The organism is Bartonella sp. PS7NMGDW, from assembly GCF_042193585.1.
Taxonomy (GTDB): domain Bacteria; phylum Pseudomonadota; class Alphaproteobacteria; order Rhizobiales; family Rhizobiaceae; genus Bartonella; species Bartonella grahamii.
Genome location: NZ_JBHILX010000010.1, coordinates 18268 through 40408, shown reverse-complemented (window position 1 = coordinate 40408; position 22141 = coordinate 18268). Strand labels below are relative to the sequence as shown.

General features: G+C 39.4%; 18 protein-coding genes. 15 read left to right on the top strand and 3 right to left on the bottom strand.

Going from position 1 to position 22141, the window contains the following annotated elements:
* The first annotated feature begins 118 nt into the window (after positions 1 to 118).
* Positions 119 to 1258 carry a hypothetical protein gene (locus ACFIKJ_RS06790; protein WP_375670366.1) on the top strand — a complete coding sequence of 380 codons (1140 nt, stop codon included), beginning with the start codon at positions 119 to 121 and terminating at the stop codon, positions 1256 to 1258.
* 239 nt (positions 1259 to 1497) lie between these two features.
* On the opposite strand, the gene ACFIKJ_RS06785 is transcribed toward ACFIKJ_RS06790, so the two are convergent.
* Positions 1498 to 1869: a helix-turn-helix domain-containing protein gene (locus ACFIKJ_RS06785; RefSeq protein WP_375625379.1), complete on the bottom strand. Its 372-nt coding sequence runs from the start codon at positions 1867 to 1869 to the stop codon at positions 1498 to 1500.
* Between the two features lie 374 nt (positions 1870 to 2243).
* Positions 2244 to 2615 (bottom strand): helix-turn-helix domain-containing protein, encoded by a 372-nt coding sequence (locus tag ACFIKJ_RS06780; protein ID WP_375670365.1) that lies wholly within the window; start codon positions 2613 to 2615, stop codon positions 2244 to 2246.
* A 937-nt stretch (positions 2616 to 3552) separates the two neighbouring features.
* On the opposite strand from ACFIKJ_RS06780, the gene ACFIKJ_RS06775 reads away from it, so the two are divergent.
* The 3 genes from ACFIKJ_RS06775 to ACFIKJ_RS06765 all read left to right on the top strand — a co-directional run bounded on the left by ACFIKJ_RS06775 (position 3553) and on the right by ACFIKJ_RS06765 (position 6268).
* On the top strand, positions 3553 to 3975 hold the full coding sequence (locus ACFIKJ_RS06775) for a hypothetical protein (RefSeq protein WP_375625381.1): 423 nt from the start codon (positions 3553 to 3555) through the stop codon (positions 3973 to 3975).
* 114 nt (positions 3976 to 4089) lie between these two features.
* Positions 4090 to 4542 (top strand): DNA polymerase, encoded by a 453-nt coding sequence (locus tag ACFIKJ_RS06770; protein WP_375626650.1) that lies wholly within the window; start codon positions 4090 to 4092, stop codon positions 4540 to 4542.
* 490 nt (positions 4543 to 5032) lie between these two features.
* The gene (locus ACFIKJ_RS06765; RefSeq protein ID WP_375625382.1) at positions 5033 to 6268 is read left to right on the top strand and encodes an MFS transporter; all 1236 of its coding nucleotides are present in this window, start codon (positions 5033 to 5035) and stop codon (positions 6266 to 6268) included.
* 989 nt (positions 6269 to 7257) lie between these two features.
* On the opposite strand, the gene ACFIKJ_RS06760 is transcribed toward ACFIKJ_RS06765, so the two are convergent.
* The gene (locus ACFIKJ_RS06760; protein ID WP_375670383.1) at positions 7258 to 7629 is read right to left on the bottom strand and encodes a helix-turn-helix domain-containing protein; all 372 of its coding nucleotides are present in this window, start codon (positions 7627 to 7629) and stop codon (positions 7258 to 7260) included.
* Between the two features lie 812 nt (positions 7630 to 8441).
* On the opposite strand from ACFIKJ_RS06760, the gene ACFIKJ_RS06755 reads away from it, so the two are divergent.
* From ACFIKJ_RS06755 to ACFIKJ_RS06705, 11 genes are all read left to right on the top strand, one after another.
* On the top strand, positions 8442 to 8783 hold the full coding sequence (locus tag ACFIKJ_RS06755; RefSeq protein WP_375625412.1) for a hypothetical protein: 342 nt from the start codon (positions 8442 to 8444) through the stop codon (positions 8781 to 8783).
* A 731-nt stretch (positions 8784 to 9514) separates the two neighbouring features.
* Positions 9515 to 10876 (top strand): PBSX family phage terminase large subunit, encoded by a 1362-nt coding sequence (locus tag ACFIKJ_RS06750; protein WP_375648314.1) that lies wholly within the window; start codon positions 9515 to 9517, stop codon positions 10874 to 10876.
* Positions 10876 to 12717 carry a portal protein gene (locus tag ACFIKJ_RS06745; protein ID WP_375670364.1) on the top strand — a complete coding sequence of 614 codons (1842 nt, stop codon included), beginning with the start codon at positions 10876 to 10878 and terminating at the stop codon, positions 12715 to 12717. Before ACFIKJ_RS06750 ends, ACFIKJ_RS06745 begins: the two co-directional genes overlap by 1 nt.
* 352 nt (positions 12718 to 13069) lie before the next feature.
* On the top strand, positions 13070 to 13843 hold the full coding sequence (locus ACFIKJ_RS06740; RefSeq protein WP_375625387.1) for a hypothetical protein: 774 nt from the start codon (positions 13070 to 13072) through the stop codon (positions 13841 to 13843).
* A gap of 241 nt (positions 13844 to 14084) precedes the next feature.
* Positions 14085 to 15203: a N4-gp56 family major capsid protein gene (locus tag ACFIKJ_RS06735; protein ID WP_375625388.1), complete on the top strand. Its 1119-nt coding sequence runs from the start codon at positions 14085 to 14087 to the stop codon at positions 15201 to 15203.
* A gap of 83 nt (positions 15204 to 15286) precedes the next feature.
* Positions 15287 to 15982: a hypothetical protein gene (locus ACFIKJ_RS06730; RefSeq protein WP_375625389.1), complete on the top strand. Its 696-nt coding sequence runs from the start codon at positions 15287 to 15289 to the stop codon at positions 15980 to 15982.
* 500 nt (positions 15983 to 16482) lie between these two features.
* Positions 16483 to 17946, top strand: coding sequence for a hypothetical protein (locus tag ACFIKJ_RS06725; RefSeq protein WP_375653682.1), 1464 nt, complete (start codon positions 16483 to 16485; stop codon positions 17944 to 17946).
* A 284-nt stretch (positions 17947 to 18230) separates the two neighbouring features.
* Positions 18231 to 18713, top strand: coding sequence for a hypothetical protein (locus tag ACFIKJ_RS06720; RefSeq protein ID WP_375626325.1), 483 nt, complete (start codon positions 18231 to 18233; stop codon positions 18711 to 18713).
* Entirely contained in the window at positions 18710 to 19849 is a 1140-nt protein-coding gene (locus ACFIKJ_RS06715; protein WP_375626323.1) for a tail fiber domain-containing protein, read from the top strand. The genes ACFIKJ_RS06720 and ACFIKJ_RS06715 overlap by 4 nt, the downstream gene beginning before the upstream one ends.
* Entirely contained in the window at positions 19846 to 20850 is a 1005-nt protein-coding gene (locus tag ACFIKJ_RS06710) for a phage tail protein (RefSeq protein WP_375651936.1), read from the top strand. Before ACFIKJ_RS06715 ends, ACFIKJ_RS06710 begins: the two co-directional genes overlap by 4 nt.
* Positions 20851 to 21802: 952 nt before the next feature.
* A complete protein-coding gene (locus ACFIKJ_RS06705; protein WP_375626319.1) occupies positions 21803 to 22006 on the top strand; it encodes a hypothetical protein in 204 nt (67 codons plus the stop codon).
* Positions 22007 to 22141: the final 135 nt, after the last annotated feature.

Sequence of the window (22141 nt, the reverse complement as noted above, 5' to 3'; positions counted from 1 at the left end):
GGTAAATACTAAGTAAAACAAAAAGATAATGAACTTTTTTCAAGAGTTTTAATAAAAACTGTATTTGGATTTATTGATAAAAAGGATCATTTGAAATTTAAGCGGGGGGTATAATCTCATGAAATTAGCCACAAACTTAGCCACAAACAAGGAATTAATTAACAGCTGGTTTGCAAAGGAAGTTAAGAGTTGCAATCGGCGTATTCCAAAAGGCTTAAAGGATTTCTATGAGGATAGGAAAGATTCGTTAATAAGTGATGATAAGCTTCAACAGGAAATTTTGGACTTTTTAATACGGGATATGCCGTTAACACCGGACGATTCCAATCCATTAAAGATGTTTCTTGAACAAGGCTTTTCTTTTAGGGAGAAGCAAGGGGAGAGAATTTCTGATACTATTAGAGGTGAGCATTCGATACCTGTTAAAAGTGGAGAAAGCGTTGATCCATTTAAAGTGAATGATCCAGAAATTGACGCATCATCTATACCGGACAAACGAGAAAATACCCATACATTTACGATGACGTGTGATCGAAGAGAGCGTGCTTTTAGAGAAGAGTATGGGCTGGACAATCTTTTAGAAGAGATTAGATCGTCTGTCAGAGAGCAGGATAATAGTGAGAGTTACAATTGGTTAGAAAAGCTTATTGATCGTGCATTAAACAGTGAAGTTGCACCGTTACAAGAAACACAAGAAATCTACATTCCAGACATTCGTGATCTTCGTTTAGATGAAAAATCATATGAGCTCGCTATAAAAATCATTCGACAAGCAGTCGGATGTCTTGGGATTCGCTCACGTTTGTACAATGCTTGTTATTTTCAAAAAGCTTGTTCTTTGCGTGATCTTATATTCATTTTTGTCAGCAATGCTCAATTTGATATAAATGCTCTAGTTCTTGACGAAGTCATGAATATATCGACAGTTGATGACGCTAAAAATAACCTTTTAAAAGTACAAAATTTTGGTGAGAGAAATAGCGATGTTATTGGTCTTGCCATGTCAAAAAAAGCGATATCTATCGATGACTTAAAAATAAAAAGGTATAGCGATTTTGATCCAAGCAATTTGCGTACGAATATCTTGTTTCATATTTCGCAATCGTCATTATTTCGTCCGTTTGAAACAATGATTGTCTTTAAAGCAGGGACTGATGATCAGATTGAAAAAACAATAAAAAGGTACGAAAGCGCCAATGGCATGAAGTTAAAAGAAGAAGCAGAGAAAGAAGCTTTAAAAAGAGTAAAAGTGCTATAAAAAGACTAATTGAGGCATTCAAAAGTCATTGGAAAATTATAAGTGACAACAAAAATGCAGCTGATTATCCTCCCTTCCATAAAACATTGCTCTTTGAAGGGGTGTGGTGTGCTAGAATATTTGAGGGCAGAGCTTGAGTTATTGAGCCTGATGAAGTGCTGTTGTTTGAGGGGAAGCTGGTTTGAATTTGACTTAAGGGGGGGATATGAATGGAATAACGTTGATCGTTGCGCTGTTGCTTAATCAGAAATTAGCCACAAGATTGCTTTTTGTTTTTTCGCTTTGAGTTCTCTAAAGTTTTTTAAAAGGGTGTGTTCTTTTTCGCTATAGGTTTCTTGATCGTGGTGTAAGAGAGTTTCTTTTGTTGAAAGATCTTCTTTTGTGGCAAGGTCTGCATAAAAGAAGTTTACGGGGACATCTAGTTTTTGGGCGATTTCGAGCAAACATTTTGCGCTTACACGATTGAAGCCTTTTTCATATTTTTGGATTTGTTGGAAACTGACACCTAAATGGCTCCCTAATTCTTTTTGGGAAAGCCCTATTGAAATGCGTCTGTGACGGATTCTTTTGCCTATCAAAATGTCGATAAAATGTGGATTTTTAGTTGGCACTTCAAGCCCCCCTCCGGTTGCGAGCGCCCTCGCATTGGTATTCCGGGAGTTAAAAACACTGACTTGACTCAGCTTTTTGCTTTTAGTGCTAAAGCACCTGGACATAGCAAAATCTCCCGGAATTCCGGGATACCCGCAAAGCGGGATAAATTTATGTGTCAAGTCTTCGGGTTTTTAATCCCTATTGATCGTTGCGTAGACGACCAAAATTACACTTTAAGTGATAAAGTAATTTCAGAAAATTGGCAAGAAAAATCAAAAATTTTCTATTCTATTATGCCATAAACATCGCTCTTTGAAGGGGCTGTGGGGTGGTGGTTTGAATTTGACTTAGGGGAATATGAATGGAATAACGTTGATCGTTGCGCTGTTGCTTAATCAGAAATTAGCCACAAGATTGCTTTTTGTTTTTTCGCTTTGAGCTCTCTAAAGTTTTTTAAAAGGGTGTGTTCTTTTTCGCTGTATGTTTCTTGATCGTGGTGTGAGGCATTTTCTTTTGTTGAAAGATCTTCTTTTGTGGCAATATCGGCATAAAAAAAGTTCATAGGAACTTCTAGTTTTTGGGCGATTTTGAGTAAACACCCTGCGCTTACACGATTGAAGCCTTTTTCATATTTTTGGATTTGTTGAAAACTGACACCTAAATAGTTTCCTAATGCTTTTTGAGAAAGCCTCATGGCAATGCGTCTGTGACGGATTCTTTTGCCTATCAAAATGTCGATAAAATGTGGATTTTTAGTTGGCACTTCAAGCCCCCCTCCGGTTGCGAGCGCCCTCGCATTGGTATTCCGGGAGTCTAAAAGTACTGAGCTTAATCAGCTTTTTGCTTTTAGTGCTGGGAAGCACCTGGACATAGCAAAATCTCCCGGAATCCCGGGACACCCACAAAAGTGGGTTCATTCTTATGTATCGAGGTTTCGGGCTTTCAGTTCTCTATTGATCGTCGCGTATACGACCAAAATTACACTTTAAGTTAAAGTAATTTCAGAAGCTTGGCAAGAAAAATCAAAAATTTTCTATTCTATTGTGCCGTAAAACACTGCTCTTTGAGGGGGAGTGAAAAGCTGGAATATTTGAGGGCAGGGTTTGAGTTATTGAGCCTGATGAAGTGTTGTCGTTTGAGGGGGGTGTCTGAAGACTGTAAGGGGTACTAGGCAAAAAGCTTTGTTCGTTTACAGACCCGTGTTTACAGAGCAGTGCGGAGTGGTGGTTTGGAAGTTTCGTTTGGCTTTATTCTGTGAATGTGTAAAAGCGTAAAAACGTATATCCGTAAAATGATGCGAAAGATTTATGGATTTATGTATAGTTAAGCTGATTTTAAATTTAAAGTACTAGGTTATTCAGCAGGTAAAGCAGAACTTCTTAGTTTAGACAAAAAGACTAATACTGTACAAACAGTTCTGTATTTTGATGATAAAAAAGTTCTATTTGTCATAGCAAGAACAGCTATTCGAGATTTTTTGATATTGTCTCTAAATTTGGAACCACCAGTCAAAATATGGGCCTAATTTTATCAGTAAAATTAACTAAATCTAGTAACGATAATAGAGCTTACTATGTAATAAAATACACGGTATTGCTAATGAGACTTGACTTTAAAATAAGAATGCAAGTTCAATTTTCTAATCCAGAAACAAAAAACTTATGAGTTTAAAGATTATGAAATTTTAAACAGATGTTTTAATGGTGAAAAAATTTATTAATTTATTACAAGAAAAAATAGATGATACAAGTTATACTTGTCACCTTATTATAAAAATAAGCCCTCTGCGGGAACAGAGGGCTTCAATAGCGGAAAAAATTCTCAACATTGGGGTAAACAATGTCAAAAAAACTGATCTGCAAAACTTAAAAAAACGTATAAATTATGCACATTCATATCTTAGTACTTCATTAGGTATAAAGGCGATGGAGGAAATCGCACCTTCGGAAACCGTCACTACTAAGAATGTGTGTGAAGCTAGCAGAGAATTAAAAAAATGGCAAGCAGAAAAAAAGTTTAAACAAAAAAAGAAAACTTTGCTGTTTGTGCCCATAAATATAATGAATCAATTCCAAATAGTGCTTTTTATTTTAAAGCGTATCCAGAAACTGAAAATCAGTTAATTCACTACAATAAATATAATAACTAATTTAAAAAGAAATATTGTTAAAGAGAGCAGTGCTAAAAGACTGATTTAAAAAATAATTTCTCAAAAGCTGAAGATGATATCATAAAAGATATGGTTTAAAGACATTTTATTAAAAAAGGATACTTTAAAAAAATACGATACTTTACCAAGCCCTGTAATGAACAATTTATCGGAAATTACAAAAGCAACTTTTTTAACACCTACTTTAGAATTAAATGATGATGAGATATTAAGAAATGCATATAAAGGTGGCTTTGTTTTTTTAATCAAGACAGGGGGACATATATATAATGGAATTGAAGTATATGATGTTAACAGTATGTACCCAGCTATGATGTTAAAACTGTTACCTATAAGTAATTCTATCTACAAAAAAGACGAAATATTCACCAATTCATATTGGGCATGTTTTTTGTCATGGTATGGAGGAGTGAGAAGGATTGGGGGAAGTGTTTTCGTGAATGGAGGGGAAAGTTTAGAGGAAGAGGGGTGTTCAGTTGTTAAGTGTGTGATGGGAGAGAAAAAGGGGAATGGAGAATGAAGAGAGTGCGCATGGATAGGAGGAGAGTGTGGGTAAGGCGGGTATTGCAAAGAGATGCGTGAAGGATGGTGGTTTAAGGAGAGAGGGCTTGATTTGTTGAGCCTGACGAAGTGCTGTCGTTTGAGGAGTGGTTGGGTGTAAGCTTTATTTTGTGGGGAAAGCTGCTTTTTGACGTGGGATTGTAGACTAGTTCTGGTTGGGAATTTTCATTCTTTGAGACGTGGGCTGGAAGTCAATATAATAATATAGCAGATTTTGATCTCATAATTTTTACATTCTTTCTTTTTTAAAGCAAATAAGAAAGAAAAATTAATATATTACTTGATATTGGTCTAAATGCTTATATCAAGAGGAGTATTTCTTTAAAAATTTTCACTTAACTTATTAAGTGATTTATTAGAATAAAAGACTCTTCTGAAGTTCATATCACCAATTGTATCGAAGGAAGTGTAACTTTAAGTGTAGAAAAGTTTAACATTGGATGGTTGGTATGAATTTATTTTTAAAAAAGAGTCCTTTAGCTCTTTTTTGCTCTCTCTTTATTTCTAAAGTTGGTGATTATGCTTATGAAGTTGTTTTTGTTTTACTGGTCTTAGAATTAACAGATAACACCTTTTTTATAGGTCTTGTGTATTTTTTTCGATTTATCCCTTTTCTCTTTTTTGGCCCTATAGGAGGTTGGTTAGCGGATAATTTTTCTTTGAAGAAAAATATGATCTTAAGTGAAGTTGTTAGATTATTAGCTTCATTATTCGTTTTTATAACCACTATAACAGGTACGGCACATATCATTGTTCTTATTGTTGCAGCAATATGTACAACGATAGGAAGAAGTATTTTCCAACCAAGTTTTCAAGCTGCTATTCCCAGAATGTTTTCAATAAAAGATCTTACAAAGGCCAATAGCATTGCTCAAATTATCATGGAAACTGCAGCCGTCATTGGACCTTTGGTTTGTTCCCTACTGCTTTTTTTAGCAAATAAATCGGCAGTACTCATTTTTGATTTTTTTACCTATTTTATATCTATTATCGTGTTATTTAATCTCATGAATTTAAATTCAAGCGAGAATAAATCATTCAATTTTATAAAAATTTATCGAGAAACAGCTTCATATCTTAAATATATTTCTACTGAAAATAAACATTTATTTATTACGCTGGTTGGATCGTCGTTTGCTATTCTCTTTACGGGTGCTATTTTAAGATTTTTAATTCCAGCTTTTGTTCTCTCTATAGGGGGAGAGGAGAGCCTTGTGAGTTATATTTTTTCTCTCATGGCTGTTGGAACTATTGTTGGTGGTTTGTTATATCATAAAATTATATTAAATATTACATCGTTGAAGCTCATGGTATTTTGGCTTCTTTATGGGGTTATTCTGTTTGTTATGCCCTTAGCTGCAGAAATTTATTTAAAATTCCTTCTCGTGTTAGCGTTTGTTTTAGGATTTATTGGTGCCTTTGTGGATATTGGTTTAGTTTCAGCTATTCAATTATATTCTCGTCGTGAAGATTTTGGTAAGAGTTTTGGAACCTTTTCAACTTTAGCGAACTCTGCGGAAGCAATGTCTGGCTTTATTGCTGGATTTTTGGCGCTTGTGGGATTGTTAAGCTCTTTTTTAGCGATGTCTGCCTTCATTATTTCCACGGGAATGATTGGCGTTGTAAAAATTAAGAAAAATAAAGAGTTAACACCTCTTAACACGACAGTCGATGACGACCATTGATATATTTGATATCTCCATGCCGTTTCTTTTTTCTAAAGACGGTTCGTTCATTATCTTATTCATGAGGTAAAAACACCGCTCTTTGAAGGGGGTGATCTGAAACGAAAGAGTGGTCATTGGTGGAAACTTGCTAGGCAAGCATTTGAATTCTTTACAGACCTTTGTTTATAGAGTGGTACGGGGTGGTGAACCTTTCCTTGGCTTTGTTCTGTAATGATGTAAAAGCGTAAAAATGTGTCTGTGAGAAAGGAGTAGAGGGGTTATGTATTGTGCGTGTTTTTTGTCATGATATGGAGGGGTGAGAAGGATTGGGGAGGTGAAGAGTGTGTGAATGGAGGGAAATGAAGAGTGCTGTTCGTGTGTTGGCTAGAGAGAAGAGTTTGGGAATAGCTGTGAATAGATTGCAGGGGTGATGTTGTAAAGAGGGGATGTGTAAAGAGGTGTGAAGAGAGAAAAATCGTGGTTGGCTTTTATATTCTATGCGAAATTTAACAATTATATTTACGTCTATATTTGTATGGGGGATATCCGTGAAATGGGTGTGAGAAGCATTGAGAAATGTTTTTTTAATAAGTGGGTGAATGAGAAATACAATAATAATCCTATTTAGGGGCACTCCTATTAGGGGCAATCCTGTTTTAGTTCTTGTTGTTTTGGACATTGTGTTTTTTATGAGAGGTGTTTTGATGGATGTGGATTCCTTAAAGAAAAACACAAAAATATCAAAAGAAAAATATAAAAACTTGACAAGGTAAATGTAAAAAGGTATCATAATGATACAATCGGAATTGTGCGTTTAAATCAGAAGAGATCTCTTGATAAAATTCTGTGAGAGGGGTGGGGATGTTTTTCCAAGGTTTTGGTGTTTGTTATCCTATGATGTTGTAAACCGGTGCTGTAAACCGTTTTTTGAGATGTGGTGGTATCAGGCGGGAAAGGCTTTAGGCAGAGGGGATATTGGCGAGGGATGTCGCTAGGTGCGCTTTTGTCTAATCTGAAATTAACCACAAAATTGCTTTTTGTTTTTTCGGCTGGAGCTCTCTAAAGTTTTTCAAAAGGGCGTGTTCTTTTTCGCTGTATGTGTCTTGATCGTGGTGTAAGAGAGTTCTTTTTGTGGGAATATCTTCTTTTGTAGCAATATCAGTATAAAAAAAGGTAATAGGGACTTCTAGGATGTTGGCGATTTCCTGTAAACATCCTGCGCTTACACGATTTAAGCCTTTTTCGTATTTTTGGATTTGTTGAAAACTGACACCTAAATAGCTTCCTAATTCCTTTTGAGAAAGTCCCATTGAAATGCGTCTGTGACGGATTCTTTTACCTATTGAAATGTCATTGAAATGTGAATTTTTAGTTTGCACTTCAAGCTCCCCTCCGGTTGCGAGCGCCCTCGCATGAGTATTCCGGGAGTTTGAAAGCACTGAGCTCAGCCAGCCTTTTGCTTTTAGTGCTGACAAGCACTTGGACATAGCAAAAGCTCCCGGAATTCCGGGATATCCGCAAAGCGGGATAAATTTATGTACTGAGCGTTCGGGCTTTCAAATCCCTATTTGACCGTTGCGTGGACGATCAAAAACACAGAACTATCAATAAAGTAGTTTCAGAAGATTGGCAAGAAAATTAAAATATTTTTTAGTCTGTTATACTGTAAAATAGGAATGTTTGGGGGCGGTAATCTGATGTTAGTAGGGGAATTTATTGGGTAAGAGGTTGGATGATAGTTTAAAACCGGTGCGGGGTGGAAGCTTTATTCAGCAGAGGAAAATTTGCTTTTTGAAGTCGAATTGTAGATCAGAGCTTATCTGGCGTGTTTGATGAAACACCATTCTTTAAAGTGTGGGATAGCCATATGAAATAATCAGCAGGGAAATCTGATAGACGAGAAATCAGATTGTTAACAGACCAGTGTTTACAAAGTGGAGCGGGGTGGTGGTTTGGGAGTTTCATTTGGCTTTGTTCTGTAATAATGTAAAAGCGTAAAAATGGTGATCTGTAAAAATGGAGATCCGTAAAAACGGAGCAGAGAATTTGTGCTTTGTGGGTGTTTTTTACCTTTTAGTATGTGTCCCATTTTTTTAAAATTGCTGGTTGCTTTTGAGGTTTCATTCCTGATTTTCATATCATTTTTTGTGTTTGAGGTTTTGGTTTCTCTTTAGTTGGAAGGATCATGATGATGGTAGATGAACATTGTCTTCCCTTACGTCGAAGAGGGCGGAAAAAAGGGTCTTTGAATAAAACAACAAAGCGATTTAATGAAGCTCTTCTGACTGCGGCGGAGCAGGCTGGCTATCACTATGGTGAAGATGGGCTGGTGTCTTATCTTCAATATCATGCTCTAAACAATCCCGTACCGTTTTTTTCGCTTCTTGCAAAAGTGTTGCCTCTTCAGGGGACTGGAGAAGGGCAGGTTAAAACAGTTTCGCGTATCGAGATTGTACCAGTGAATGCAAAAAATAGTGAACCGGAGAAGCGTGATTTTTCAGCAACGGAGGCTTGTGATATTGAAAAATGTTAGGCTGAGGTGGATGATGCGGGGTGATGTCTTGCAAGGGGGGCTGCTTTGGTGATTGCTTGTCTTGAGGGGATTGAAGCGGAGGCTATCTTGCTTGTAGGCGCTCGTGATACTTGGCTTGGGTGAATGATGCCTGAGAGCCATGTGTTGGAGGAGATTTGGTGCAGGATGTTTGTGTGGTGGATATGGGACAGTGTTTTGATGGGTGAAGGGCGTGAAACTTGAGAGAAGTATTATGCTTGCGGGATGCATGTGTTTTGGTGGGGGTATCGGGGATAGACAAGTGTGAGGATTGGGGAAGCTTGAGAGGCATGATATTGGAGGATGTTGGGCTTTGGATATGCTTGAGAGCCATGTGCTGAGGCTATGATTTGGTGGGGGGATGCTGTGCTTGTGGTTGGGGGATGACAGGCGCGGTGTTTGAGGGGCGGTTTGGGGGGGGAATAGGGACCCTTGTGATTTAAGGACCCTTGGGGGCGCATATCGTGTATATGCGGGGTCCAAAGTGGTCAAAGGGGTTCAAAGGGGTTGAAGGGGGGGGGCTTCATGCAAAAAAGTGAAATTCATTGAGTATTAGGATGAAGGAAGGTAAAGCGCTGCTTTTGAGAAGGGCGTTTTGCGTTCAATTGCTCTTTTCCTTTAATTGCTCTTTTCTTTCAATTGTTCTGGGAGAATTAAACTTGGGATAAGCAAAAGGGTGAAGCGCAATTATTGCTAAAGTATGAAAATTTATAATGAAAATTGTTCAGAAAATTTCTCAAAAAATGGAGCAGAAAACGGCTCAAGTGGCTCTTATTCCAAAGCTTATTCCTGTTTTTACTGGAAAAGCAGATGTGCGAGCCGCTTGGGGAGGACGGGGTTCTGGAAAAACACGTTCTTTTGCTTTGATGTCGGCTGTTGTGGGATATCGCCATGGAATGGCTGGAGAACGCGGGATTATTCTTTGTGCAAGGCAATTTCAAAATTCTCTCAATGAAAGTTCTTTGGAAGAAATTAAACGCGCTATCGAATCTTACCCTTTTTTACAAGACTATTATGAAATCGGCGATAAATATATTAAGTCAAAAGATGGACGGATTGTCTATGTGTTTGCTGGGCTTGATCGCAATATCGCAAGTATTAAATCAATGGGGCGCGTTTTCCTTTGTTGGGTCGATGAAGCGGAGCCGGTCACTGAGACTGCTTGGCAAACACTTATTCCAACTTTGCGCGAAGAAGGAAAAGATTGGAATGCAGAATTATGGGTCACATGGAATCCGTGCCATGAAAATGCACCCGTGGAAAAACGTTTCCGAAATGTCGATAATCCTCATATCAAAGGGGCAGAAATTAATTGGCGTGATAATCCGCAATTTCCTGAAAAACTCAATCGTGATCGAATGGACGATTTGCAGCAAAGACCAGAGCAGTATAACCATATTTGGGAAGGCGAATATCTTCAAGCTGTCCAAGGGGCTTATTATCAGAAATGTCTTCTCGAAGCCGAAATGGAAGGGCGGATTACCACCGTTCCACGTGATCCTTTGATGCAGGTCAAAATCTTTTGGGATATCGGGGGAACAGGAGCAAAGGCTGATGCTACCGCATTGTGGGTTGCGCAATTTGTTGGACGGGAAATTCGAGTGCTCGATTATTATGAAGCCCAAGGACAGCCTCTCTCAGAGCATGTGGGTTGGGTTTTTCAAAGGGGATATGAAAAGGCTCTCATGGTTTTGCCTCATGATGGCGCAACAAAAGATCGTGTTTATAATGTGAGTTTTGAAAGTGCACTTCAACAAGCCGGTTTTCAAACTAAAGTGATCCCTAATCAAGGAACAGGCGCTGTGAAAATGCGTATCGAGGCCGTAAGGCGATTGTTTCCTGCACTATGGTTTAATCGTGAAACGACATGTGCGGGTAGAAAAGCGCTTGCTTGGTATCATGAAAAGCGCGACGAACAGCGCAATATCGGACTAGGCGCTGAACATGATTGGGCTAGCCATGGGGCCGATGCCTTTGGACTGATGTGTGTGGCTTATGAACAGCCAAATGCTAGAGCGCGAAAAAATACCTATCGCTCGTTTCACCATTCTCAAACGTCATGGATGGCTTTTTAATGAATATTTCTACAGATTCTACTTTTAATCAAATCGAAACGCTTGAAAATCAAGCACTTTTTAAAAAACTCGTGGAGTGGTATCAGGATGATATTGCCCATGTCGAAAAATGGCGAAAAAATGCCCAAGAAGATTACGATTTTTATAATGGACGGCAATGGAATGAGCAAGACTTGGCTGTCTTGCACGAACAAAACAGACCGGTTATGACTTTTAACCGTATTGCGCCTTTAATTAATGCCGTGATTGGGGCTGAGCGCAATAATAAAAGGCAAGTTCAATTTATTCCACGACAAGAAGGAGCAGCCTTTGCAAACCAGATTTTGACAGGGGCGGCTGAGTGGTTTCGTGATGAAGCCGATGGGGAATACGAAGATTCCGATGCCTTTCAAGATGCAATTATTTGCGGAATGGGGTGGACAGATACACGCCTTGATTATGAAGAAGATCCACAAGGAAAACCAATCATTGCGCGGCTCGACCCTATGAAAATGGTGTGGGATGCAAGTGCTGTTAAGCCTAATCTTATTGATGCACAACGCTTGTGGTATATTGATGAAAAACCCCTTGCTGTGGCTGAAGAAATGTTTCCCAATGTTCATTGGAGTGATCTTAATGCTGATTGGGTTAAACATCAGAGTTTTTCACATTCAACCAGCAATGGGATGACACAAAGTTATCAGTCCGAGAGGGGATATCAGGGAGAGTGGGAAGAGGGAGGGACCTATCAACGTCCTAAAATGGTGACATTGGTAGAATGTCGTTGGTTTGAACGCGAGGTGATTTATAAAGTTCTCGAGCCTCAAAGTGGAAAGTTTGTCGATTATTCAGAGCAAGATTTCCAAAATTTAAGTAAAACCTTTCCGCATGTTCAAGCAACAAGGTTGAACAGAAAAATTGTCAAAAGGGCATTTTTAGGCAGAAAGCTGCTTGAAGCGCCTGATAAGCCCTTGGTTCCACCCAATCAATTGGGATGGGAGTGTATTACCGGTACTTTTGATAAGTTAAGCCGGCACTTTTACGGACTTGTGCGCCCTACAAAAGATCCACAACGGTGGGCAAACAAATATTTTAGTCAAGTGATGCATTTGCTCAATAGCCAATCAAAAGGCGGAATTATGGCAGAGCGCGATGCTTTTGATGATGATCGACAAGCCGTCGAGAGTTGGGCTAGAGCTGATAGTATTACTTGGTTGAAAAGTGGTTCTGTGTCTGGGGGAAGAATTCAGCCTAAACCCGTGGCACAATTTCCGCAAGGGTTTTTCCAATTGTTTAATGAAGCAAAGAGCGCACTTGAACAGGTGACGGGGTTGTCTTCTGAATTTATTGGGACAAGAGCTGTCAATCAGCCTGGCGTTCTTGAACAACAACGGCGACAATCGTCACTTAATCTTTTGGCTTCCTTTTTTGATGGGTTGCGTCGATATCGGCAACGACAGGGAAAAATTATTCTCTATCTTATTCAAAATTATCTGTCCGATGGGCGGCTGGTTCGTATTGCTGGTGATGAAAATGCCCAGTATGTGCCGCTGACACGCGAAATGGTGACAAGTTTGGAATATGATATTGTCGTGGATGATGCGCCAACAAGTCTTAATGAAAAAGAGCGTACTTTTGCACTGATCATGCAATTGCTTCCTTTGATGCAAAATTTTGCAACGCCTGAAATTATGCTCGATCTCTTACGCTATTCGCCTTTACCGGCTTCACTTATTCATAAAATTGCGATAAAGGCGCAAAACTCTTTTCAAGAAGAGCAAAATGCCTCAGCGCAGATGGGGGGTAATATGGGAACAGAGCAGATAATGCAGATGTTGCAGACAGTAAAGGCTCAACAATAGGATGCTTTATGATGTGCTCTCTTGGATGAATTTCATCTATCAGAAGTTGCTTATCTAAACAATGTCCATAGTTTACCCATGTTGCTTATGTCGTGCAATGTCGCCTCTCTTTATCTCAGAAGAGCTGTTGTGTTGAGCCGTAGTGTTGGTGTTGGGAAACATCTTTAATAGAGTCTTGCTGTCACGGCGGGGATATGGTGGGAGGTGTTTTGCTGTCATGGTGGGGGAGCCATGTGAGGAGAATGCTGGAGCCTAAGTGATGATGGGTAAGCATTAAGGGGACAAATGCTTATGGGGCTGTTTTATCTGAAAAATTTGATTTTATTGTTTTAAAAAAGAGAAGGCTAATGTCATGGATCAAGAACACTTAACGCCAGCAGAACAAAACCAATTGAAACAGGATTATCTACTCTCAACACAAGAGGGAGAAGACGGTGAAATTGGAAGAGAAGAAAAAACTCTTGAAGATAATTTCCAAGGGCAAATGCATCAAAAACAGGACTCTTCGCAAAAGGCTGGAAAAGAAGTTCAAGGGGGAGAAGATGGTCCGCCAGATCCGCAAAAAGACTTTATGGGCTATATGCAATGGTTGGGAAAAACACTCCAAAAACAAGGGCTTTTACATGAAAAACAACAACCTTCTCTGGCTCGCGAAGCAGAACAGTTGCATGCGTTTTTTCAGCAGTCTGTTGCAAGTGTTAAACAAAAGCATCATGATTTTGATCAAGCCGCTGATTTTATTTATGAAACGCGGGCTAAACAGTTGGCAGCTTGTGCTTCTCTTTATCCTGAGATGGCAGATCCCAAAAATATTGATGCGTTGATTGGTGATGAGTTGAAACAGATCTTGCGCGATTGTGCGCAAAAAAATCAAAATCCGGCTGAAGTGATTTACTCTATTGCACAAAAAATTGGCTACACAAATGTTCCCAATAACATGGATGAAAATTTACAGGAAAGACACAATTCTGCACGTACACTTGCTGCTTATAACGGCTTGACGCCAAATGGGCCGATTTCTTTGGAGATGCTTGATAAAATGTCAGAAGCAGAGTTTAGCGCTTGGGTTTCTGATCCTAAAAATAAAGCTTCTTTTAATCGCTTAATGGGGGGAAGAGAATTTTAAAAAACAAGAATGTGGCAAGTGTTTTTTGTGGGAACGTGGAGAGGCTTTTAGCGCAGGGAATACGGGGGATTTCTCAAAGCACGGATGTGGTGAGGAGAGCTCTTATAAGGGGGAGGCAGACGCTAACAGAAATTAGATAAAACTCACGAACAACCTATTCACCATTTGAAATGAAATGTGGTGTTTTAATAACCGGCGCTTTGCCGGGTTTTTTATGTCAATAAAACTTTTAGAGGACAAAATGACTGTAACTTATATCGGACTTAATGACCCAATGGCAGTGCGCACATGGTCTAAATTACTAAACCAAGAAGTCTCAAAAGCACTTCCGATTGCACCGCTGATTGGAAATGATTCAAACAGTATCGTACAATTAAAAGATGAAACCACGAAAGCAAGTGGGGATGCTATTAGCTTTAATTTGCGTGTGCAGTTGCTAGGCGATGGGGTGAGCGAAGGGCAGACATTGGAAGGTAATGAAGAAGCTTTACAGTTTCTCAATGATCGTTTGGCAATTAATGAACTCGTTCATGCTGTGCGTGTCAAAAATGAGGGAACGATTGATCAACAACGAATTCTCCATGATTTGCGTACTGAGGCAAAAAATGGTTTGGTTGATTGGTATGCAGATCGTCTGAGTATGATGTTCTTCATTCAAGTGTGTGGATATACTGCAAAAGCTATTAACTTTGAGGGACGTACGATTAATCTTAAACCTGTCCATTATGGGTTTAATGCACCAACGGCACCAACCGATAAACGCGTCGTGCGCCCTAATGGAAAAACAAAAGATGAAGATTTAAAATCAAACGATGTTTTTGATCTTAAGCTCATTGATAAAGCTGTTGAACGGGCTAAATTGGCAAATCCTAAAATTAGACCCGTGCGGATCGATGGGGAAAATGTCTATGTGCTTTATCTTCATCCAACCCAAGTGACACAATTGCGAACCAACACAGATGCGGGGCAATGGCTCGATATTACCAAGGCAATCTATAGTGGAAGTCGTATCAAAAATCCGCTCTATGATGGATCTTTGGGCATGTATAATGGTGTGGTTTTACGCGAAGCTGAACATATTACCGAAGGGGTCGAATCTGGGACGGCAAATAAAGCTGTACCAAATGTGCGTCGTGCTGTTCTCCTTGGTGCGCAGAGTGCTGTGATTGCTTTTGGTAAAGATCGAGGAGCAACACGCTATAAATTGGTGGAAGAACTCTTCGACTATGAAAGAGAATTCGGGGTCGCGGCAAAAACCATTATTGGTATGAAAAAAACTTGCTTTACCTTGCCAGGAAGTACGCAAGGGGCTCAGGATTTTGGCACTATCGTCATCCCAACTTATGGAGCACCCGCTTAAAGCGAATGTTTGCTCACTTCCCCCAACAAGAGGGATCTGTTGGGGGAAAAATTTAAAATGCTTCCAGAAACAAGGACAGGCTTATGACCACTTTATCCACTGATCCCCAAAATCTAAACCTTACACATTCAGACCATTCTAAAACTTTTGCTTATATGGTCGCCCTTATTCAAGATGAAATTGATGATACAACAGCGGAATATTCTCTGCAAATTCAAGATTCAATTTTTACGGCTTTGCGTTTGTGTGAACGCGAACCCTTTTTCTTTAATGAAAAAAGAGAAAGGACGTTTAAAACACAAAGTGGTAAAACATGGTATGGGCAAGAAGAGGGAGTTTTTATTGAATCAGAAAAGAGTTTGGAGGGCGTCTTTTTAGCAACAAAGAATGCAACACCAACAAAGTTGTTCTTTAAGCCCTTGGAAGTGTTGCATCAACAATATGGTATGAATCCTGCGCTAGGAACGCCATTCTTTTATACGTGCCTTGATCAAAAAATAGGACTCTTTCCAACACCAGAACATGTGGAAACTGTACAGCTTTCTTATGCTCCTGTTCATTTTGCCGATGAACAACTAAAAGAGGATGATAATCCTTGGTTGATTTATGCTTTTGATCTTATTAAAGCACGGGCAAAATATGAACTTTATAAAAATATTCTTAAAGATCCTGAATATGCCGCCGTTTCTTTCAGAGATTTTCAAGAACAGCTTCAAGCTTTGCGTATTGAAACATCGCGCCAAAAAGGTTCTTCAAAGATTCGCCCAATGCGTTTTTAAAAGGCTTTGTTCCAAATCGTTGATGGCTGGTTTGTCCCTTATGGTTGGATGAGCGCTGGGGATTGATGGTGAAGGGCTGGTGGATGGCGCTGGGTATGCCATTATTTATGGTATCGTTCTTTCGATGCGTTGGTCAACTTAAGGTTGTGTGTTTTGTTGGATTTTATGCCTTTAGAGTTTTAAGGGCTTTTGTGGTTTCAATCAGTAAGCTTTGGTGTTTTGAATGGTACTAGGCTCTTCAAAGATTTATGGAGAGTTTAAAGGCTTTTTCCCAGTTGTTGGGGTGATTGCGGGCGGTTGATTTTGGTCGGGCGCTGGTGGATGGCGCTGGGTATGCCATTATTTATGGTATCTTTTTTTCGATGCGTTGGTCAACTTAAGGTTGTGTATTTTGTTGAATTTTATGCCTTTAGAGTTTTAAGGGCTTTTGTGGTTTTTTATCAATAAGCCTCGGTGTTTTGAATGGCACTAGGCTCTTCAAAGATTTTATGGGGGTCTTGATGGCTTTTTTCCCAATCGCTGATTATCGACCCGATGTGGCGGATATCAATGGAATTTTTACCGATGAACTTGTTAATGTGCTACCGGCTGATGGCTCCTATATCCCTATGCCAAGTTTTGAACCTTTATCAGAGCCTTGTCCTGAGCCAATTTTAGGCGCTCTTGCGGTTAAAACAAAAAATGGGGTTTCCATTATTGTTGGGACAAGAGAAAAAATCTTCTTGCTTGATAATACAACAATGAACTGGAAAGATATTAGCCAAAAAGGAAAATCTTATCTGGCTAATATCGATGCTCCGTGGTCTTTTGCTTTGTTTGGTGATTTTATCATTGCGGTGAATGCCAATGATAAACCACAAGTGATTGATATTAATCATGATAAAAGATTTAGAAATTTAGGAGGAAATCCACCACAAGCAGGGATTGTTCGAATCTGGGGAGATTTCGTTTGTTTGATGAAATTAACCGAGCATCCAAGACGGGTTCATTGGTCTGGATTAAATGATGCTGAATTTTGGACCGTGGGGAAAAAAAGTTGCGATTATCAAGATTTTCCTGATGGCGGATTTGTTCAAGGGGCAACGGAGACAACAAATCCAATTATCTTTATGCGTTCTGCAATCTATGCCGGTTCTTTTATCCCTGGCTCTAAGATTATTTTTAGTTTCCAAAAAATACACGATAAAAGAGGCGCAAAAAATGCTGAATCAATTGTTTGTCGCGGTGATTTAGCATTCTTTGCCGATGAGGGCGGTTTTTATCAAATAACAAATGATGGACAGATTATCCCCATTGGGTTCGAAAAAGTCGATCGAACGATGACCGCAAAATCAAGGCAGGATAATTTGTATACCATGTCTGCGGCTATCGATGGGGTGTATAATCGTGTTTATTGGATGGTTGATTCTGATGAGAATCTTCATAAACGTATCTTGCTCATTTATGATTGGGGATTGCAAAAATGGACAAAAGCTCTCGTCGATATCAAAATGATATTGCCTATTTTCTTAGCCGGAACAACCCTAGAAGGTCTTGATTTTGTAACAGAGAATATTGATAATTTGTCCTTTTCTCTCGATAGTAAAGTTTGGAAAAATGAATCGCCTATTCTGGGGGCATTTGATCAACAGGGCAGACTTGGTTCGTTTTCTGGTTCTCCTATGGCTTGTGTGGTGACATCACAAGAAATGGGGCAGACAAATGGCATGATAACACGGGTGAAAAATATTATGCCTCAAGTCAATAGTGGAAAGTTTTATTTGTCTGTGGGAATGCGCTTTCGACAATCTCTTGAAGAGGAAACTGTTTGGTTGCCAGAAAAACAGCCCTCTTATAATACGGGACAAATTCATTGTCGCGCAAGGGCACGGTTTTATCGCTTTAAATTGCGCATTCCTGAAGGGGTGAATTGGACTCATGTCACCGGATTTGATGTGGAATTGACGCGGGCCGGCATGCGATAGGCATGCCCTTTTGTAATACCATGCGATAGGATCACGCCCCTATTATTAAAGAATAAATGCTCATAGACCAAAGCCTTTATAAACAAAGGAACAAGGTGGTGCGTCATGCTTCATGCTTCATGCTTTTCTGCGATAAAGGAAAAATAGTCTGCACAATGGCTTATTTTTATAAAGAAGAAGTTTCCTTTTTGTTGTGACAAAGAGATGATGGGGCTTTTTTTCTTTTATTGTGCGGGGGGCATGGAACATGAGAAATGCGTAGGGGGGATGTTCTTTAAGGGGAGATGAGTGATAAAGCTAAAAGAGCCAAAGTTATGATGCAAGAGAGTCAAGATTTATATTCTGCTCATTTGACAGAGCAGTGGCCATGGGAAAAAATAGCGCCCTATCAAGAGGCTCTCAATGCTGCATTGAGAAAATATGCTCGGCGCTTTCCTGATGATGTTTGTCTGGAAAAAATTGCTGAAGAAATCGTTACAGGACAAGCACAATTGTGGCTGGTCTTAAAAAATAAAATCCAATTTAGTGCTTTTGCAATAACCAAAGTTGAAAGTGCCCATACGGGAAAAAAATGCGTCGTTCTCTCTGATCTTGCTGGAGAGGGAGGGCTGAAATTGGTCAAGTTGATTGATGAAGTCGAAAAATGGGCGCGAACAATTAATGCTGAAGAAATGCACATGTTTGGAAGAACTGGATGGGCGAAAAAGCTCGCTCATCACGGATATTCTCGTAATCTTATTCAATATAGAAAGGTTCTCAAGTCATGAGTAGAAAAACCACACCTCAAGTGCAGACAACAACACAAACAAATGCTCCACCTGCTTGGGCGGCTGATATTTTAAAACAAGCCAGTGCTGATGCACTTGGACTTTATAATAAAGGGATTGGCGGAAACGTTTATCAGGGAGACAGAGTCGCTGGTCTTAGCGATATGACAAAAAATGCTCTGACCGGTTTACAACAAGCAGCAGGGCTCTATAACAATCCAACGGTAACGCAATGGTTGAATGCACCAACCAACAGCGCTACAAATCTTTCCGGTATGGCTAAGGGAAGCTGGATTGGAAGCAATAGTAAATTTAATACTGCATTGCAAAATGCTCTGAATAAAACTTCCGATGCAATTAATCAATCAATGTCTGGGGCAGGACGTTATGGCTCTGGGGCTCATACCGGTGTGCTGGCCGATGAGCTAGGCGCCTTGGCAACAAATGCTGCAGCGCAGCAATATAATCAAGATATTAACAATATGATGAATGCAAACCAGATGATTGATCGCTCTCAGAATGATCAGGTTAATGCGGCAAATAGCTATTATCAAGGGCAGAGTAACGTGCAAAGCAATGCTTTGAAAGGGGGCATGATTCAAGATGTAAATCGTCAAAATATCTTAGATGCTGAACGCCAAAAATGGTCAGAAAAAGATAATCAAGATTGGAACCGATTGCAAAGCTTGTTACAGGTCGGGACTCAGGCTGCTGGAAATTACGGAACGACTTCCGGAAAATCCACGACAATGCCTTCTGTGACAAAAGATCCATTGCGTGATGCGCAGCAAGTGCTTGGATTGGTCGGCGGAATTTTAGGGCTTTGTGATGTGAGGGCAAAAGAAAATATTATCCCTGTGGGGCAGAAAAAGGGATATCCACTTTATACCTTTAATTATAAAGGAAATCCACAACGTTATCAGGGCGTTATGGCGCAAGACGTGTTGCGTGTGAAGCCGGAAGCTGTTTATGTCAATGCAAAAACAAAATTATTGCATGTTGATTATGACAAAATAGGACTGAAAATGGAGAAAATGAAAGAGGAGAAAATACCGGCATCTAAAAATAAAATTGCGGCTTTCTTTTCTTCATTTTTTGCTCGTTTTCCCTTTTTGAATAAAGAGTATCTTCTATGAGTTCGATTTATGATTGGTCAATTATCGCATCAGAAAATGCTTATGCCGACGAGAGTATAAACTGGGCAGAAGGGCAACCTCCAAGCACAGTTAATGATAGTGCTCGCGCTATGATGCAACGCATCAAAGAATATTTGTTGGATAATGGGGGCGGGATTGAAACACAGTTTACTGTTGATGTGAAGAACGAGAGGACATCACTTCGTTTGGCGACAAAGTCTTTTTTTGAGACTTATATGGATGGCATTGTTGTGCGCTTCAAAGCACAAGGCGCCAACAGAGGAATAACAAATGTTTCTTTAAATCAATTACTTCCACGACCAACTTATATGGCAACGCCAGAGGGTATTATGCCTTTAAAGGGCGGAGAAATTCAAAAAGGGGGGCTTTATGAGATCGTCTATACGCGTGATATTGCCGGAAAAAATGCTGATGGCTGGTTTTTAACCAATCCTACTATAAAACTTCCTGAAATTCCGCCCTTTCCTCCTTTACCGGAAACGTTTTCTTCTGGATTTATCGGGACTTTTGCTACAGAAAAAATACCCTCTGGATGGTTACTGTGTGATGGTAAAGAATATTCGCGAAGGAGCTATGCCAATCTCTTTGCTGTTCTGGGAGAAACATGGGGAAAAGGAGACGGGAGAACAACATTCAATGTTCCCGATTTGCGTGGAATGTTTTTACGGGGGCTCGATAGTGGAAAAGCAATTGATAAAGGACGTCGCTTGGGAAGTCGACAAGAAGAGTCTTTTAAATCTCATACCCATGAAGGAAAAACAGATTCAACAGGCAAACACCAGCATAGTTATCCAATGATTGACAAGGTAGTTTGGGATATGAATCACGGTGAATATAATAGAAGTCTGGCTCAAGTCTACAATAAAGATCGGTTAACGAAGGCTGCAGGAGAGCATGAACATAAGGTCTTGTTGCAAAAAACAGGGGGTGATGAAACACGCCCTGTCAATATGGCGGTGATTTATGCTGTCAAAGCCTGAGAATGAAAGCTTTGAGAAAGATAAAAATGATTGCAAAATATCTGTTATGAGAAAAAGTCTTATAGAATATATTGTGCAGAAAGTTTTGAGGCGCTTTAGAAAAAACTCAACTCTCTTTATTATTTTATTTTTTGTGCTGCCTTTGTTGGATGTGTAACGGTCAGTTTGCCTATTGTTCTTTAGAGGATCAAGACAGTGATTATTGAAGGTAGGGGTAAAAGAGAACAAAAAAACTTTCTTTATTCATAGAGTTTTTGCTGAGGAATAAAGACTTTATCCAAAATGCTTCTCTCTTGTGGTATCGTGATACATTATTAAAGCGTTGGGTTTAAAGCGCTGGGTTTAAGGTGCTGGTGGGCGATGACAAAAAGCCCATGGATAAAATTTTATCTTGTTATGCCGTAAAACATCGTCATTAAAACACTATTATTGAAGCTGGTGATATAAGGAAAATAAGATATACAATACTTGATCCATTTAAGTATTGAAGAGACATCTATTCAGTGGAGGGCTTGCTTGGTTAAACCTTATGCCAATGAATCATATAAATGATTAGCAGACGGAATCCTTTCAGAGTAGTTGAATTGTTTACAAACCGATAGGGGCTAAAATCTTCGTCCTTTGAGGTGGTGGGAAGAGGTCAACGGATATGTCTATTTAAAGTGAGGAAAGGCAAAATGGTTCTCTCCTTCTTTTGGGAGTGTATGTAAAAAGCGTTTATTCTTTCAAAATGGGCGCTTTGTTGGCTAGAGCAGATTGGCGATGCGTTACATGGTGAGGCATTGAACTCTCTTAGATGGCATTTTGTGCTTATCAGGCAACTTCTTGAAACAGAATGAGAGTGATACGAGAAAATCTGTAAGACAATAGTTTATCCTGTTGTGTCGTAAAATACTATTGTTTGAGGTGCGGTTAAAATTTTATGCATGGGATGCATTCCAAGGTGCATTTGATGAGGGAAGCCAAGCCAAATCCGTTAGATAATAAGCCAGATTGTTTACAGATTGTTGTTTATCGATTGGCATTATTTAAAGACCGGTGGGGGTGGCTTTGTCCTTTTGGGGAAAGTCAACAAAGCATGCAAGGTGACATGTATTTTTCTTTGGTTTCAGGTGGTAAAATCATCATTTTAGGTGGAAAACAGAATATAATCTAAAAAAATACCTTGTAAAAATTTTCGATGAAGAAATTTTTTTCAAAAGCCTTTCACATAGTTGTCTGAGATTGTCTGAGATTGTCTGAGATTGTCTGAGATTGTCTGAGATTGTCTGAGATTGTCTGAGATTGTCTG

Bases quoted from the DNA above. Each gene is read 5' to 3' on its own strand.
- ACFIKJ_RS06790 (WP_375670366.1), top strand. From the start codon at position 119: ATGAAATTAGCCACAAACTTAGCCACAAACAAGGAATTAATTAACAGC.
- ACFIKJ_RS06775 (WP_375625381.1), top strand. From the start codon at position 3,553: ATGGTGAAAAAATTTATTAATTTATTACAAGAAAAAATAGATGATACA.
- ACFIKJ_RS06765 (WP_375625382.1), top strand. From the start codon at position 5,033: ATGAATTTATTTTTAAAAAAGAGTCCTTTAGCTCTTTTTTGCTCTCTC.
- ACFIKJ_RS06755 (WP_375625412.1), top strand. From the start codon at position 8,442: ATGGTAGATGAACATTGTCTTCCCTTACGTCGAAGAGGGCGGAAAAAA.
- ACFIKJ_RS06750 (WP_375648314.1), top strand. From the start codon at position 9,515: ATGAAAATTGTTCAGAAAATTTCTCAAAAAATGGAGCAGAAAACGGCT.
- ACFIKJ_RS06745 (WP_375670364.1), top strand. From the start codon at position 10,876: ATGAATATTTCTACAGATTCTACTTTTAATCAAATCGAAACGCTTGAA.
- ACFIKJ_RS06740 (WP_375625387.1), top strand. From the start codon at position 13,070: ATGGATCAAGAACACTTAACGCCAGCAGAACAAAACCAATTGAAACAG.
- ACFIKJ_RS06735 (WP_375625388.1), top strand. From the start codon at position 14,085: ATGACTGTAACTTATATCGGACTTAATGACCCAATGGCAGTGCGCACA.
- ACFIKJ_RS06730 (WP_375625389.1), top strand. From the start codon at position 15,287: ATGACCACTTTATCCACTGATCCCCAAAATCTAAACCTTACACATTCA.
- ACFIKJ_RS06725 (WP_375653682.1), top strand. From the start codon at position 16,483: ATGGCTTTTTTCCCAATCGCTGATTATCGACCCGATGTGGCGGATATC.
- ACFIKJ_RS06720 (WP_375626325.1), top strand. From the start codon at position 18,231: ATGAGTGATAAAGCTAAAAGAGCCAAAGTTATGATGCAAGAGAGTCAA.
- ACFIKJ_RS06715 (WP_375626323.1), top strand. From the start codon at position 18,710: ATGAGTAGAAAAACCACACCTCAAGTGCAGACAACAACACAAACAAAT.
- ACFIKJ_RS06710 (WP_375651936.1), top strand. From the start codon at position 19,846: ATGAGTTCGATTTATGATTGGTCAATTATCGCATCAGAAAATGCTTAT.
- ACFIKJ_RS06705 (WP_375626319.1), top strand. From the start codon at position 21,803: ATGAGGGAAGCCAAGCCAAATCCGTTAGATAATAAGCCAGATTGTTTA.